Source organism: Geobacillus thermocatenulatus (genome assembly GCF_002217655.1).
Taxonomy (GTDB): domain Bacteria; phylum Bacillota; class Bacilli; order Bacillales; family Anoxybacillaceae; genus Geobacillus; species Geobacillus thermocatenulatus.
Genome location: NZ_NEWK01000001.1, coordinates 867461 through 881967, shown reverse-complemented (window position 1 = coordinate 881967; position 14507 = coordinate 867461). Strand labels below are relative to the sequence as shown.

Genomic DNA, 14507 nt, shown 5'->3' with positions numbered 1-14507 from the left:
TACTACTTTATCGAAAATGGACATCATTGTTTGTCAAACGATGTCCGGCCCGTTTCGACAACGGCGAAGGCCGTTCGCCTCCCAGACGGCGGCAGCCTCTGCCGGATCTTGCCTTTCCAACGCGGCGAGCAGCTGTTCATAGCCGGCGTCGGCAAGGGGCGGCTCGGGCGCAAACGAAGCGGCAAACCCCGACAGCACCCGCCAAATGCGGGCGAGCAAAACATTTCCAGCCGCTTCCACCACCGTCTCGAAAAACCGCGCGAAATCGATCGGTTTTTGGCGAACGATTTTTTTCAGCTCGTTTACGTCCTCTGCGCTCCGGCGCCGGCACGCCAGTTCAAGCAACAAACGTTCGATGAGCCGCTTTGTTTCCGCCAAATCGGCCTTCGCCCGTTCATTTTCCAACAAAAACATCGCCAACAGGTCGATCAGCTGGTGGCTGCCGACCTCACGCCTATACCTCCCCTCGCCGCGCCGCGTTTCAATCAAGCCGAGAAATTCAAGCGCCCGCAACGCCTCGCGCACCGATGAACGCCCGACGCCGAGCCGTTCGGCCAGCTCGCGCTCCGACGGCAGCTTGTCGCCAGGGGCTAGGTTGTCTTCCGCCATCATGCGGTGGATATGTTTCAACGTCTCGGCATACACGTTCTCCTCTTTGATGCCATGACCCCTCTCCTTCGCTTCCTTCACTGGTCTGACCACCTAATGGTTATACGATATAACAAAATAAGAAAATAGTAAAGTGCGACTTGACTTACTTGACGGCTACGCGACCAGAGCCGAACAAGGAAAGCAATTCATCGATAAGCGGCGCGGTGAGATCGGCCGCATACCGCTCGGGAAGACGGAGAAGCTTCCGATTCGCTTCATCGTACAAATACACCGGAGTATGGCCTTGGTGTCGTTCCAACAGCGGCTTCAGCGCGGCAAGACGCGCCTTGTCTTGGCGGCTGGCGTCGATATACAGCGCCGACGCCCCCAATCGTTCGGCTCGGCGTATGATGAGCTGGCGCCGTCCGCCGCGCATCTCAATCGTTCCGGCAAGCAATACAAACTGCCCTTCCTTCAATACGCCCGCCGCGCGGCGGTAAACGTTTGGAAACGCCACCGCCTCCAATTCCCCGCTCTCATCGCCGACGGTGAAAAACGCCATTTCTTCTCCCTGCTTTGTCCTCGTTTTCCGTATGCGGACGACCGCTCCCCCGACCACAGTTGACGATCCATGTACATCAGCAGCATACACCGCCCCCGCCGCTTGCAGCAACGGGCGGCACACCGCCGCCGGATGCGGGGTGACGGCGAAGCCAAGAAACTCCGCTTCCCGCCGCCGCCGTTCGGACAAAGGCCACGAATGTGCGGCAGCATATTTCGGTTTTAACGACAGCCCTCCGGCTTGCAGCGCCTGAACCCATTGCGCATGTTCGATCGCAATGTCAATGCTGGCAAGAAGCGAAGCCCGATCTGCACCGAACTCGTCAAACGCCCCAACGGAAATGAGCGCCTCGAGCGCCGGGCGCCCGAGCCCTTTTGGCAGCAAGCGAGCAGCGAAATCAAAGAAGTCGGCAAACGGTCCGTTCGCTTTCCGCTCCTCGACAATCAGCTTCGCCGCCGAGCCGACTTGCTTCACCATCGCGAGCCCAAGGCGAATGGCGCTCCCCTCCACAAAAGAGCGAAAACCGCTTTTGTTCACCGACGGCAAAAGGACGTTGATCCCTTTTCGCGCCGCCTCCCAATAGTACACCGCCGCTTTTTCTCGGTCGCCGGAGGCATTGGTGAGCATGACCGCATAAAAACAAAGCGGGTAATGAGCTTTCATATACGCCATCGCATACGACAACAGCGCATAGCTGACCGCGTGGCTGCGGTTGAAGCCGTAATCGGCAAAGCGGACGATGTGTCGGTACAGTTCCTCGGCGACTGCTTTCGGATAGCCGTTCGCCACGCAGCCGGCGACAAACGTCTGACGCTGCTTGGCAAGCAGCGCTTTTTCTTTTTTCGCCACCGCCCGGCGAAGCACGTCCGCTTGTCCGAGCGAAAATCCGGCAAGCCGGGCGGCGATTTGCATAATTTGCTCTTGATAGATCAATACCCCGTATGTCGGCGCTAAAATCGGCGCAAGGTCAGGATGGATGTATTCAATCGGCTCCTCGCCGCGCTTGCGCCGGATGTAAACGGGGATCATTTGCATCGGACCCGGCCGATATAACGCATTGACGGCGACGACATCTTCAAACTCGGTCGGCCGCAGCTCGGCGAGCACGCGCTTCATCCCGCTTGATTCCAGCTGAAAAATGCCGTTTGTATCTCCAGCGCCAAGCAGCGCGTACGTTTTTTCATCATCAAGCGGCAGCATGCGGACGTCAAACGGCTTTCCTGTCTGCCGCTCGATCAAGCGCACGATCTGCTCGATCAACGTGAGCGTGCGCAAACCGAGAAAATCCATTTTCAGCAATCCAAGCGCTTCAAGCGCCCCCATCGCGTATTGCGTCAGCGGCCATTCGCCATGGCTGGGCTGCAGCGGCACGAAGCGAACGAGCGGCTCCGGGCTGATGATGACACCAGCAGCGTGGATCGACGTATGGCGCGGCAGCCCTTCCAGTTTTTGGGCAACATCCAGCCACTCTCTCCCTTGCGGAACCGCTGCCACCGCGCGCCGAAAAGCGGCGGACTCGGCATGCCATTGGCGGAGCGTCACACTTTGTTTGCTCGGCAAGAGCACCACGACCTGTTCCGCCTCCCGCCCAGGGACGCCAAGCGCTTTGGCCGTCTCGCGCAGCGCCGCTTTGGCGCCGAACGTGCCGAACGTAATGATTTGCGCAACGCGGTCGCGCCCGTATTTATCCGCCACATAGCGAATCACTTCTTCGCGCCGGTCATCAGGAAAATCCAAGTCAATATCCGGCACCGACGCCCGCTCCGGATTTAAAAACCGTTCAAACAAAAGCCCATACTTGATCGGATCGACATCGGTGATCGACAATGCGTAGGCGACAAGCGACCCGGCCGCCGAACCGCGGCCCGGGCCGGTTAAGATGCTGCGCCGGCGGGCGTAGGCGAGCACATCGGCGACGATCAAAAAATAGTCGCTGAAATGAAGCGACTGAATCACATCCAGCTCATGCGCAAGCCGACGCCAGTAGCGCTCATCGGCCGACGGCACGCGTCGGACGAGCCCTTGTTCCGATAAGCGGCGCAAATAACGGTCGGCCGTCTCTCCGTCCGGAACAGGATACGCCGGCAGCCGCCAGCCGCCAAACTCGATCTGCAGCTCGCATTGATGGGCGATCGCCAGGCTGTTCTCGAGCGCCTCCGGCAAGTCCGCAAACCGGCGCGCCATCTCCTCTGGCCCTGCCAAATAGCGGCCGTTATCGTCCTCAATGTCCGCAAGCAGCGCGCCGCGGCCGATGGCCTGCAAGCAACGCCACGCCACGGCATCGCTGCGCTCCACGTAACGGACGTCGTTCGTCGCCACGATCGGGACGCCGGTTTCCTCCGCCAGCTGCAACAACCCGGCTTCATATGGGGCTCGCGTTTGCTCGCCGCGCTGAACGGCGACATACAGCCGTCCCGGAAACAGCTGATGATAGCGGCCAAGCGCCTCTTTCGCCCGCTCCCATTCGCCGGCAGCCACAAGCGATTCGACCCGTCCCTCGCTTCCGGGAGTGATGGCGATGATGCCGCCGCTTAAGCGCACAAGAGCGTCTTCCTCCATATGCTTTGTTTCCCCCATTTGCATCATGGTGCTGATTTCAAGCAAATGGCGATACCCCTCTTCATTGGCGGCCAACAGCACGAGCGGGAACGCTTCTTCCCCAGAAAGAGCGACATCAGCCGTCATGCCGATAATCGGGCGAATGCCGTTCTGCTTGCATTCCCGGTAAAACGGAATAGCGCCATACAACACATTCCGGTCCGTGAGCGCGAGCGCTTGATAGCCGAGCTGTTTCGCCCTCGCTGCAAGCGCCTCCACCGCCGCCGCACTTTGAAACAAACTGTATCCGCTCAACACATGCAAGTGGACGAACATCATGACCATCCCTCCCTCATCCGTGCGCTTGACGGGCGAAAACTTTTCTTTCGGCTACATACTCCGTCCACCTTATTGATATACATAGATAAGAGAGAAAGAAAGGGCGGGGAAACGCATGAACGAAAAAGCGGCCTTCTTGCCGGCGTTTATTCAAAGCTATTTTATCGCCGTCGGCGTGCTGCTTGGCGGCGCCATCATCGGCGCGCTCGGCGCGTTTTTGAGCGGCGGCCAACCGCTGACGGCCATGTACCGATTTGCCGGCGATTTGCGCATTTGGGCGGTCGTCGCCGCCATCGGCGGGACGTTTGACACATTTTACGTCGTCGAGCGAGGGCTGTTTTTAGGGGAAACGAAAGACATCGTGCGGCAATTTTTGCTCATTTTGTCCGCCATGGGCGGAGCACAGACCGGAGTGGCGATCATCACGTGGCTGACGCAGGAGCACATTTCGCCATGAGAATTCCTCCGTATTACCAATACCCGTCATGGCAGCGCTTTTTCGCCGGCGCGGCGATCGGAGCGCTCATCAGTTGGTGTATCTTTTTGTATATGTTCGGCGTCTTGCAGGAAAAACAAGTGCGGCACGTCAATGAGCTCAACGAACAAATCGCCGATTTGCAAAACGAAATTCGCATTTGGCAGGAAGACTATATTCATTACAATAAGGAAATGAAAAAAAAGCTGACCGTGCAGGACGTTTCCGTCCATCTCGCCAACGCCGAGCAATATAAACTTGATTCCTACACGACATTTCGCATTGAAGACAGCGTCAAAGAAGACTTGTCCCATTTGATTACGAAAGATATCGAAACGGTGTACAACAGCCGCGAACTGATTGAGCGCGCCATTGAAAACAAAACGTATACGATCCACGAGAAGACATACCGGCTTGAACTTCACACACTCACGATCTTTACCTTGTTGGCCGTCGAAGTCAAACTGACGCCGCTTCCGTAGAGCGCGCCTTGCCGCCCCATTCCGCCGCGGTGGAGTGCCAAACAAGCGCGTCTTGCGGGAAAAGAGGGTGTCCCGAAAGCCTTCGGGACGCCTTCTCCTATCAACTGACGCTTCATTTGAAACAACAACTTTTGAACACCACCCGTTTCCGTCACCGCTCAGCCCGGCAGACCGCTTTTACGTCTTCAATCACGCGATCCGCTTCCTCCCAAGAAGCAATGGACGCACCGGCCGCGAGCGGATGGCCGCCGCCGCCGTAGCGTTTGGCGACCACATTGATGACCGGCCCTTTGGAACGGAAGCGGACGCGGATTTCCCGTTCTTCCTCAATGAAAAACACCCAAGCGACAATGCCGTCAATATTGCCGAGCAAACTGACGAGCTGCGACGCCTCAAGCGGGGTGACGCCGTATTCCTCAAGCAGCGCCCGCGGCATTTTCACAGCCGCCACCCCTTCCTCGATCATAAAGTTCGACAGCACATAACCGCTTAAGCGGGCGAGCGGCAAGCTCGTCCGATACAATCCGTCGTACAATTCCGTCAGCGAAAAGCCGTACGAAATGAGCTCCCCAGCGTAGCGGAACGTTTTTTCACTTGTGCGCGGAAACAAAAAGCGGCCCGTATCGCCGACAATGCCGGCGTAAATGAGACGCGCCGCCTCAGCGGTCATCGTCAGCCCTTCCTCTTTTCCCGCCAGATAAAACTCATAAATCATTTCGCTTGTCGAACTAGCGGCGGTATCGACCCACATCATGTCGCCATACGGCGTGTCGTTCGGGTGATGGTCAATTTTAATGAGCTTTCGCCCGAGCCGATAGCGGCTGTCGCAAATCCGCTCCTCATTAGCTGTATCGCAGACGATCACGAGCGCCTGTTCATAAACGCCATCGTCAATGACATCCATTTGTCGTAAAAATGATAACGATGGGTCATCGGTCCCCACCGCATACACTCGTTTTTCCGGAAACGACGCCCGAAGCAACGCTGCCAACCCGCCTTGCGACCCGTACGCGTCCGGGTCCGGGCGAACATGGCGGTGGATGATGATCGTGTCAAATTCACGAATGGCATCAAGAATTTGTTGATGAACCGGTTTCATTCGTTCTTCCCCTTTAGTCACCTGTCATATTCAACCGCTGGCATTTTTCCCTGCTTCTATGTACAATGAAAAAAGAAATGAACAACGGAGGGACCCAACCATGCCAGCCTTGGTTATTTTCATTATATTTTCCTTTTCGTTTTACGTCTATTATAAAATCCGCTACGTCCGCTCCCAGCGTCCGATGGAACGCCGCTTTCTCTCAGCGAAATCGAGCATGGCGCTTGGACTGTTCGTTGCCTTGTTCGGGATCAACCAATTGTTTTTGTATCAGACAACCGTGACCTATATCATCTGCGCCATTTTTATCGCCTTAGGCTTCGGGAGCGTTTGGGCCGGCTACCGCGCCTACCGCTGCTATCTGCCGCAGGCGGTCGAAGAGGCAAAGGAAGCGGCAAAACAAGGGTAATGCCGTTTGGCGTATGCGCCGACCAACGATAAAGGAAAAGGATGTTCCTAAGGAAGTGGATATCCTTTTTTCCTTTACCGTTTATCGGTCGATCAGCTGGCACATCATCATCGCTTTGCCGACAAGATCGCCTTCGTTATACACTTCGACATCCACTTTCCCGAACTTGCGTCCGAGCTCTAAAAGCTTTGCCCGCACGTCGACCGTGCTGTCGATTTGCACCGGCTTGATGAAGTAAATGGTTATATTTTCCATCACCAAATCACCGCGTTTATACGCGCGAAGCATGCGCGCCGCCGCTTCAGTGACGATCGTCGTAAACACGCCGTACGAGAGCGTCCCTAAATAGTTCGTCATCTGCGGCGTGATCGTGCAGCGAAACAGCGTTTCTTTGTCGCCTGACTCACGAAACTGGGCGGTGATGAGATCATCGATCGTCTCGCCGACTTGCGGCTGGCGCTGCGCCATTTGCAGCGCTTTTAACACGTCTTGGCGGCTGATGATCCCTTGCAGCCGGTTATAGTCATCCACCACCGGAAGAAGCTCAATTCCTTCCCATACCATAATGTGAGAAGCAAACGCCACTGACGTTTTTCCGTTCACCGTAATCGGCTGCTTCGTCATCACCTTTTCGATCGGCAGCTGCCGGTCGACATCGAGCACGTCTTTTGCCGTCACAACCCCTTGTACTTTCAGCTCATCATCGACGACCGGGAACCGGCTATGGCGCGTCTCTTTGTTCAACGCATACCACCGCTCAATCGGATCATGGACACGCAAGTACGCTGTTTTGTCAAGCGGAATGAGAATATCCTCGACCAACACAATTTCTTTTTTGATGAGCTGGTCGTAAATCGCCCGGTTGATCATCGTCGCGACCGTAAACGTGTCATAGCTCGTCGAAATGATCGGGAGCTGTCGCTCATCGGCGAGCTTTTTCACGTGGTCGGCTGTGTCAAACCCGCCGGTGATGAGCACGGCCGCCCCTGCCTGAAGCGCCAGCTCGTGCGCCTTTGTCCGGTTGCCGACGATAAGCAAATCCCCTGCGCCCGTATAGCGCATCATCGCCTCCAGCTGCATGGCGCCGATGACAAAGCGGTTGAGCGTCTTATGCAGCCCTTCACGTCCACCAAGCACTTGGCCGTCCACAATGTTGACAACCTCGGCATACGTAAGCTTCTCAATGTTTTCCTTCCGTTTCTTCTCAATCCGGATCGTGCCGACGCGCTCAATCGTGCTCACATACCCTTTGTTCTCGGCATCCTTGATCGCCCGGTACGCCGTCCCTTCGCTTACGCCCATTTCCTTGGCGATCTGCCGGACAGAAATTTTCTCGCCGATCGGCAGCCGGTGGATGTATTCCAAAATTTGCTCGTGTTTTGTCGCCAACGGTTCTTCACCCTTTACGCATTTGTTACTTTCATTATAACGGGCCTGGCGTCGGGGATTCAACGGTCGCGCCGGCCATCAGAAAGCGCCCTTCCCAAAGCGGGAAGGGCGCCTCTGTTACAGCTCGATGCTTTCCCCCGGTTTCAACGCGCGGCCGACGCCCGGCGGAAGGAGCGAGACGAACCGTTCGGGGTCTTGGACGATCGGCGGGAACGTGTTGTAATGGATCGGCACGACGAGTTTCGCCCCGAGCCACTCGGCGGCGACCGCCGCGTCTTCCGGCCCCATCGTGAAGCTGTCCCCAATCGGCAAAAAGGCGACATCGATGTTATGGCGCTCGCCGATCAGCTTCATATCGGAAAACAGCCCGGTGTCGCCGGCATGATAGATCGTTTTGCCTTCGGCCGTGAACAAAATGCCGGTCGGCATGCCTAAATAAATGATTTGCTTGTCGTCCGTCACAAACCCGGAGCTGTGGAACGCCTGCGTGAACTTGACCGTGCCAAAGTCAAATTCACGCGCCCCGCCGATGTTCATGCCAAACGTCTCGACGCCTTGCCAGCTTAAATACGTCGCCAGCTCAAATGTGGCCACGACAAGGGCGTTGTTCCGCTTGGCGATTTCAACCGTATCGCCGACATGATCCCCGTGCCCGTGCGTCAACAAAATGACATCCGCTTTCACATCCGCCGCGTTCAAATCAGTCGTCGTATTGCCGGTGATGAACGGGTCGATCAAAATCGTTTTTCCGTTCGTCTCAATGCGGACGACCGAATGGCCATGGTAGCTGATTTTCATCGTCACATCTCTCCTTTCCACTACACATGATTCGCCGCCACCCATCCATTTCCTTCTTTTCCCTCCTGTCCATTTACAAACGGCCCGTTTCTTGATACGCTCAAAATGGACGATCACGAAAAAAGGAAGGAAGGGAACGATGAACCGACGGCTGCAAGCATTTTCCTCTTGGCTTCAACAACAACATAGTTCATTCGCCTTCATCACGTCAAGCGCGAACGTGTTTTATTTGAGCGGATTTCGGTGCGACCCGCACGAACGGCTGCTGGCGCTTTTGGTCTTCCCTGACGGCGAGCCCGCGCTCGTCTGTCCGCAAATGGAAGTCCCGCGCGCCCGCCGGAGCGGCTTTGGGGATACGGTCATCGGCTACGACGACAGCGCCGACCCATGGGAAGAGATCGGGCGCCATCTCGAAGCGCGCGGCGCAAAACCTGGCTTGATTGCCATCGAGAAAAACCATTTGTCGTTCGCCCGTTTCGAGCGTCTCTCGGCATTGTTTCCAAACGCCAAGTGGCACGACGCCGAAGAAAGGCTGCGCCAGCTTCGCCTGATCAAGGATGAGCAGGAAATGAAGGTGTTGCGCCAAGCGGCGGAACTGGCCGACAAAGCGATCGAAATCGGCGTCTCGGCCCTCCGCCCGGGCGTGACGGAGCTCGAACTTGTCGCCGTGATTGAATATGAGCTGAAAAAACTCGGCGTTGAAGGGATGTCGTTTCCCACGACCGTGCTTGCGGGCGCCAAATCAGCGGATCCGCACGGCGTGCCGGGAACGGCGGCGGTCGCACCAGGCGATTTCGTGCTGTTCGATTTGGGTGTCATCGTCGATGGGTATTGCTCCGACATTACCCGCACCGTCGTCTGTCAGACGGCAAGCGACGAACAGCGGCTCATGTACGATACCGTTCGGCGCGCCCAGCAGGCGGCGATCGACGCCTGCCGCCCGCAAACGGCGATGAAGGAGATCGATCGCTCCGCTCGAAACGTCATCGAACAAGCCGGCTACGGAGACTATTTCACCCACCGCGTCGGGCACGGCTTAGGGATCGAGATCCACGAATACCCATCGCTTCATGGCGCCAACAACGAACCGCTCGCCCCCGGCATGGTGTTTACAATCGAACCGGGCATTTACGTCCCATCCATCGGCGGCGTGCGCATTGAAGACGACGTCGCGGTCACGGATCATGGGGTTGAGGTGTTGACGTCGTTTTCGAAGGAGTTGATCATTGTTTAACATCTTTCCGAAAGAAGTCTCCCACTTCTAAGCAAAGTGAAAGTGGGAAATGAATGTCGGTTGGCTTTAGCCAATAAATACGATACAATCTGGTTAGAACGGACACCTTCGGAACGAAGGGAAGCGTAAAGGGTTCTTGTGTGTGGCTTACCGTTCGGCGAACATACACAAGTCGCTTGAAGCCCTCCTAAGCGAAGTGTAGGTGGTGGGTAGTTCACCGAGAGAGGCCATTGGCAAAAGCCGCCGCGAATGAGCGCATCAAAAAAGCTGTCCACCGGCTGGATCCCCAAGCCGATTCGGACAGCTTTGTTTTCTCATCGCCATCAAGGCGGCTCCATCTTCATGGTTTTATCCCTGCAGCAACGAATGAACATCCGTATACGGCATGTTGTGCGCGGCCGCGACCGCTTCGTACACGATATGCCCGTCGAGCGTGTTGATCCCTTTTAACAGCGCTGGGTTATCCAAGCACGCGGCACGGTAGCCTTTGTTGGCGATTTGCAAGGCGTATGGGATCGTAACGTTCGTAAGGGCATATGTTGACGTACGCGGCACAGCGCCCGGCATGTTCGCGACGGCGTAATGGACGACGCCGTGCTTGACGTATATCGGATCGTCATGCGTCGTGACGCGGTCGGTCGTTTCGAAAATGCCGCCTTGGTCAATGGCGACATCGACCAACACCGAGCCTGGCATCATCGAGCGCACCATCTCTTCCGTCACAAGCTTCGGCGCTTTCGCCCCCGGGATCAAGACGGCGCCGACGACCAAATCCGATTCCCGCACGCATTCGCCGATATGATACGAGTTGGACATCAACGTCGTCACTTGGTCGCCGAACAAGTCATCCAACTCGCGAAGCCGCTCGGCGTTAATGTCCAAAATCGTCACGTCCGCCCCGAGGCCGACCGCGATTTTCGCCGCGTTCGTCCCCGCTGTGCCGCCGCCGATGATCGTCACTTTGCCGCGCCGCACCCCGGGCACGCCGCCAAGCAAAATGCCTTTCCCGCCATGCGGCTTCTCGAGAAACTGGGCGCCGACTTGCACCGACATGCGGCCGGCGACTTCACTCATCGGCGTCAACAGCGGCAGCGAGCCGTTCGCCAGCTGCACCGTCTCGTAAGCGATGCCGACCACTTTTTGCTCGACGAGCGCTTTCGTGAGCGCTTCGGCCGCGGCTAAATGCAAATACGTAAATAAAATCAATCCGGGGCGAAAATAGCGGAACTCCTCAGGCAGCGGTTCCTTCACTTTCAATACCATCTCCGCCGTCCAGGCATCTTCCGCGTTCGGCACGATCACTGCCCCGGCTTTTTCATACTCGGAATCGGAAAAACCCGACCCAGCGCCGGCTTCCGTCTCCACATACACGTCATGCCCCGCTTTGACGAGCGTCATCACGCCGGCCGGGGTGATGGCGACGCGGTTTTCGTTGTTTTTGATCTCCTTTGGAATGCCGATCTTCATCACGTTTTCCTCCTTTTTCCTTCCCGCTTCGTCTTTTATTGTGCCCCGTTTCGGGCAAATGCAAACGAAAAAGGAGGAGGCGCTGTTCTCAACGGAAAAGGTGGCGGTAAATGACGTTCGCTCCGCCGGTGACGTCAATGACGGCGCCAGTGATGAAATCCGAGTCATCCTCGCATAGAAAGGCGATGACGCGGGCGATATCCTCCCCCGTTCCCGGGCGCCCGACCGGCGTTTCCGCATCCCTTCTCGCACGGGCGTCGGCGATCCCAGCCTCTTTCATATCGCCGACAATGTTGCCTGGGCACACCATATTGGCGGTGATGCCGTATTCCGCTTCCTCCAAGGCAATCGTTTTCGTCAGCGACACGAGCCCGACTTTCGCCGCGCCGAACGCCGAGCGGTGCACCCAGCCCGGGGCGTCCGCCGCTCCTTGAAATCCGTACGTAATGATGCGGCCAAACCGCTGTTTTCGCATAATCGGGATCGTCCGCCTCACTAAATGGAAGACCGAGCTCAAATTGCCTTCAATCATTTCGTACCATTCGTCTTCTGTATAATCGGCCAGCTTTTTCCGCTCAAAAATGTACGGCCCTGCATTGTTGATGAGGCAGTCAATGCGGCCGAACCGCTCCATGGCGGCGTCCACAAGCGCCGCTAAATCGTTTTTGTCCGTCACATCTCCCTGCACAAACTGGAGGCGGTCAGCGGCGCCGCGGTGCTTCTCGGCAAGCGAGCGCACCGCCTGCTCATCGCTCCGGTAGTTCACCGTCACCGAGTAGCCTTTCTCAAGCAGCAACTCGGTCACTTTTCTCCCCAATCCTTTCGCTCCGGCCGTAATCAAGGCGTGCCGCACCCTTCTCCCTCCTCGTCGCGATTTGCGGTCTCATTTTTACTTTACTACAAACAAGGGGGAATACAAAAAAATAACCATAGCGCATGGGCGCCATGGTTATTCGCCGACTTCGCGGCGCGGGTCGTAATACGATTCGTCATCGTCAATGATGCCGCTCTCGTACGATTCGGTAATTTGTTCGGTGATCGTCCTCACTTCTTCCTCCTCGTACTGCCAGCCGTCATACCGCTTTTCCATCGCCCTTCCTCCTTCTTTCACAAAATCTCAATATATGGTCTAGTTTCCCGCCAGTTCAGCGAGGGTATACTATATATAGAGATAACATTTTTATCCAAAGGGAGTGGAGAACATGACGATGACCTACCAAACGATCGTCGTCGCCGTCGATGGCTCGAAAGAAGCGGAATGGGCGTTCAAAAAAGCGGTTCAAATCGCCAAGCGAAACGGAGCGAAACTCATTTTGTCTCACATCATCGATTTGCGCGGGCTCACAACCGTGGAAGCGCACGACTACGCCCTCGCCGAACGGTCGGAGCAATATGCGAACGAACTTCTGGAACGGTATAAAAATGAAGCCATCGCCGCCGGGCTCGGCGATGTGGACATCGCGGTCGAATTCGGTTCGCCGAAAGTGAAAATCGCTAAAGACGTCGCTCCGAAATACAAAGCCGATCTCATCGTTTGCGGGGCGACCGGGTTGAACGCGGTCGAGCGGCTCTTGATCGGCAGCGTTTCCGAAAACATCGTCCGCCATGCGAAATGCGATGTGCTTGTGGTCAGGACGCCGAAAGAATAGCCTTCCGCGCCCAACGAATGCATCCATTCTCTGTGCCGCCGGTGAATGCCAAAAAAAATCCCCCGCCGTTACGGGGTGCTAAGCAACTGTTTCGCCTTCGCCAGCGCCGCGCGCACTTCGGCAAAACCGGTGCCGCCGGCGCTGTTGCGGCGGTTGACGGCCGTGCGCGGGTTCAAGGCGTCATAAATGTCTTCGTCAAAGAGCGGCGACGCCTCTTTATACACCTCAAGCGGCAAGTCGGCCAAAAAGACGCCTTTCTCAATGCAAAGCAGCACGAGCTTGCCGACGACCTCATGCGCCTCGCGGAACGGGACGCCTTTCGCGGCCAAGTAATCGGCAAGCTCGGTCGCGTTCGAAAAGTCCTGCTTCGTCGCCCGCTCCATGACGTCTGTGCGCACGTTCATCGTTTCAATCATGCCGGTGAAAATTTTCAGCGACCCGACGACCGTCTTTACTGTATCAAACATGCCTTCTTTATCTTCTTGCATGTCCTTGTTGTAGGCGAGCGGCAGCCCTTTCATCACCGTGAGAAGCGCCATCAAATGGCCGTACACGCGGCCGGTTTTGCCGCGGATGAGCTCGGCCATGTCCGGGTTTTTCTTTTGCGGCATGATGCTGCTGCCGGTCGCAAACGCATCATCGAGCTCAATGAACTGAAACTCTTGGCTCGACCAAAGGATGAGCTCTTCAGCGAGCCGCGACAGGTGCATCATGAGCATCGAGCTGTTGCTTAAAAACTCGATGATGAAATCGCGGTCGCTCACCGCATCGAGGCTGTTTTCGTAAAGATCGGCAAAGCCCAACAACTCCGCCGTCCGCTGCCGGTCGATCGGAAACGTCGTCCCGGCGAGCGCCCCGGCGCCGAGCGGCGAGCGGTTAATCCGTTTCAGCGACTCAGAAAAGCGTTCATAGTCCCGCTCGAGCATCCAAAAATACGCAAGCAAATGATGGGCAAACGAAATCGGCTGCGCCCGCTGCAAATGCGTATACCCGGGCATGATCGTGTCGACATGCTTGTCGGCTTGAGCGACAAGCGCCCGCTGCAGCGCGCGGATGAGGCCGAGAATCTCTTCGACGCGCTTGCGCAAGTATAAATGCATGTCAGTCGCCACTTGGTCGTTCCGGCTTCGTCCAGTGTGCAGCTTGCCGCCGACCGGGCCGATGTCGTCGATCAACATTTTTTCAATGTTTAAATGAATGTCTTCATACGCGACGGAAAACTCGAGTTCCCCCCGCTTCGCTTTTTCCAGCAGCCGCAGGAGTCCGCCTTTGATCTTCTCGACGTCTTCCGCCGGCAAAATGCCGCACTCGCCGAGCATCGTCACATGGGCAAGGCTGCCCTCGATGTCTTCTTCCACCAGCTCCTGGTCGAACGGGATCGACGCGCCAAACTCGTCGACCCATTCTTCCGCTGTTTTCGTAAATCGTCCGCCCCAAAGTTTTTTCACGAATCTCGCCGCAGAGGAATGCGACTT

13 protein-coding genes and 1 pseudogene are annotated in these 14507 nt (G+C 56.6%); 5 read left to right on the top strand and 9 right to left on the bottom strand.

What is annotated here, in order from left to right:
• Window positions 1–7: 7 nt before the first annotated feature.
• Together B9L19_RS04470 and dnaE are read right to left on the bottom strand one after the other, a co-directional pair.
• Window positions 8–690 (bottom strand): annotated as a pseudogene (locus B9L19_RS04470) (FadR/GntR family transcriptional regulator).
• Window positions 691–754: 64 nt separating this feature from the next.
• Window positions 755–4030 (bottom strand): DNA polymerase III subunit alpha, encoded by a 3276-nt coding sequence (gene dnaE, locus B9L19_RS04465; protein ID WP_167372768.1) that lies wholly within the window; start codon window positions 4028–4030, stop codon window positions 755–757.
• Between the two features lie 115 nt (window positions 4031–4145).
• On the opposite strand from dnaE, the gene ytrH reads away from it, so the two are divergent.
• Both ytrH and ytrI read left to right on the top strand, forming a co-directional pair.
• Complete coding sequence (ytrH, locus tag B9L19_RS04460; protein ID WP_011232219.1) at window positions 4146–4487, top strand: sporulation membrane protein YtrH; 342 nt, start codon at window positions 4146–4148, stop codon at window positions 4485–4487.
• Window positions 4484–4987 (top strand): sporulation membrane protein YtrI, encoded by a 504-nt coding sequence (ytrI, locus tag B9L19_RS04455; RefSeq protein ID WP_025949481.1) that lies wholly within the window; start codon window positions 4484–4486, stop codon window positions 4985–4987. Before ytrH ends, ytrI begins: the two co-directional genes overlap by 4 nt.
• A gap of 151 nt (window positions 4988–5138) precedes the next feature.
• Here the strand turns inward: ytrI and B9L19_RS04450 are convergent, their stop codons facing one another.
• Window positions 5139–6086 (bottom strand): DHH family phosphoesterase, encoded by a 948-nt coding sequence (locus tag B9L19_RS04450; RefSeq protein WP_025949482.1) that lies wholly within the window; start codon window positions 6084–6086, stop codon window positions 5139–5141.
• 100 nt (window positions 6087–6186) lie between these two features.
• On the opposite strand from B9L19_RS04450, the gene B9L19_RS04445 reads away from it, so the two are divergent.
• Window positions 6187–6495 carry a YtpI family protein gene (locus B9L19_RS04445; protein WP_011232222.1) on the top strand — a complete coding sequence of 103 codons (309 nt, stop codon included), beginning with the start codon at window positions 6187–6189 and terminating at the stop codon, window positions 6493–6495.
• An 81-nt stretch (window positions 6496–6576) separates the two neighbouring features.
• Here B9L19_RS04445 and B9L19_RS04440 read toward each other — a convergent pair whose 3' ends face one another.
• Together B9L19_RS04440 and B9L19_RS04435 are read right to left on the bottom strand one after the other, a co-directional pair.
• Complete coding sequence (locus B9L19_RS04440; RefSeq protein WP_011232223.1) at window positions 6577–7884, bottom strand: CBS domain-containing protein; 1308 nt, start codon at window positions 7882–7884, stop codon at window positions 6577–6579.
• 117 nt (window positions 7885–8001) lie between these two features.
• A complete protein-coding gene (locus tag B9L19_RS04435) occupies window positions 8002–8682 on the bottom strand; it encodes a metal-dependent hydrolase (protein ID WP_047752666.1) in 681 nt (226 codons plus the stop codon).
• Window positions 8683–8821: 139 nt separating this feature from the next.
• Here B9L19_RS04435 and B9L19_RS04430 point away from each other — a divergent pair, with 139 nt between their 5' ends.
• A complete protein-coding gene (locus tag B9L19_RS04430) occupies window positions 8822–9916 on the top strand; it encodes a M24 family metallopeptidase (protein ID WP_047752665.1) in 1095 nt (364 codons plus the stop codon).
• 348 nt (window positions 9917–10264) lie between these two features.
• On the opposite strand, the gene ald is transcribed toward B9L19_RS04430, so the two are convergent.
• From ald to B9L19_RS18955, 3 genes are all read right to left on the bottom strand, one after another.
• Window positions 10265–11383, bottom strand: a complete 1119-nt coding sequence (ald, locus tag B9L19_RS04425) for an alanine dehydrogenase (protein ID WP_047752664.1) — start codon at window positions 11381–11383, stop codon at window positions 10265–10267.
• Between the two features lie 88 nt (window positions 11384–11471).
• Window positions 11472–12236 carry an SDR family oxidoreductase gene (locus tag B9L19_RS04420; protein WP_025949486.1) on the bottom strand — a complete coding sequence of 255 codons (765 nt, stop codon included), beginning with the start codon at window positions 12234–12236 and terminating at the stop codon, window positions 11472–11474.
• Window positions 12237–12332: 96 nt separating this feature from the next.
• Window positions 12333–12473 carry a hypothetical protein gene (locus B9L19_RS18955; RefSeq protein ID WP_167372767.1) on the bottom strand — a complete coding sequence of 47 codons (141 nt, stop codon included), beginning with the start codon at window positions 12471–12473 and terminating at the stop codon, window positions 12333–12335.
• A gap of 112 nt (window positions 12474–12585) precedes the next feature.
• Between B9L19_RS18955 and B9L19_RS04415 the strand changes: the two genes are divergently transcribed.
• On the top strand, window positions 12586–13032 hold the full coding sequence (locus B9L19_RS04415) for a universal stress protein (protein ID WP_025949487.1): 447 nt from the start codon (window positions 12586–12588) through the stop codon (window positions 13030–13032).
• 68 nt (window positions 13033–13100) lie between these two features.
• On the opposite strand, the gene argH is transcribed toward B9L19_RS04415, so the two are convergent.
• Window positions 13101–14480 (bottom strand): argininosuccinate lyase, encoded by a 1380-nt coding sequence (gene argH / locus B9L19_RS04410; protein WP_047752661.1) that lies wholly within the window; start codon window positions 14478–14480, stop codon window positions 13101–13103.
• Window positions 14481–14507 lie beyond the last annotated feature (27 nt).

What these genes read in the sequence shown, in the direction of transcription:
- B9L19_RS04430 (WP_047752665.1), top strand. Translation starts at nt 8,822, where the DNA reads ATGAACCGACGGCTGCAAGCATTTTCCTCTTGGCTTCAACAACAACAT.
- B9L19_RS18955 (WP_167372767.1), bottom strand. Translation starts at nt 12,473, where the DNA reads ATGGAAAAGCGGTATGACGGCTGGCAGTACGAGGAGGAAGAAGTGAGG.
- B9L19_RS04435 (WP_047752666.1), bottom strand. Translation starts at nt 8,682, where the DNA reads ATGAAAATCAGCTACCATGGCCATTCGGTCGTCCGCATTGAGACGAAC.
- ytrH (WP_011232219.1), top strand. Translation starts at nt 4,146, where the DNA reads ATGAACGAAAAAGCGGCCTTCTTGCCGGCGTTTATTCAAAGCTATTTT.
- B9L19_RS04415 (WP_025949487.1), top strand. Translation starts at nt 12,586, where the DNA reads ATGACGATGACCTACCAAACGATCGTCGTCGCCGTCGATGGCTCGAAA.
- B9L19_RS04450 (WP_025949482.1), bottom strand. Translation starts at nt 6,086, where the DNA reads ATGAAACCGGTTCATCAACAAATTCTTGATGCCATTCGTGAATTTGAC.
- B9L19_RS04445 (WP_011232222.1), top strand. Translation starts at nt 6,187, where the DNA reads ATGCCAGCCTTGGTTATTTTCATTATATTTTCCTTTTCGTTTTACGTC.
- ald (WP_047752664.1), bottom strand. Translation starts at nt 11,383, where the DNA reads ATGAAGATCGGCATTCCAAAGGAGATCAAAAACAACGAAAACCGCGTC.
- dnaE (WP_167372768.1), bottom strand. Translation starts at nt 4,030, where the DNA reads ATGATGTTCGTCCACTTGCATGTGTTGAGCGGATACAGTTTGTTTCAA.
- ytrI (WP_025949481.1), top strand. Translation starts at nt 4,484, where the DNA reads ATGAGAATTCCTCCGTATTACCAATACCCGTCATGGCAGCGCTTTTTC.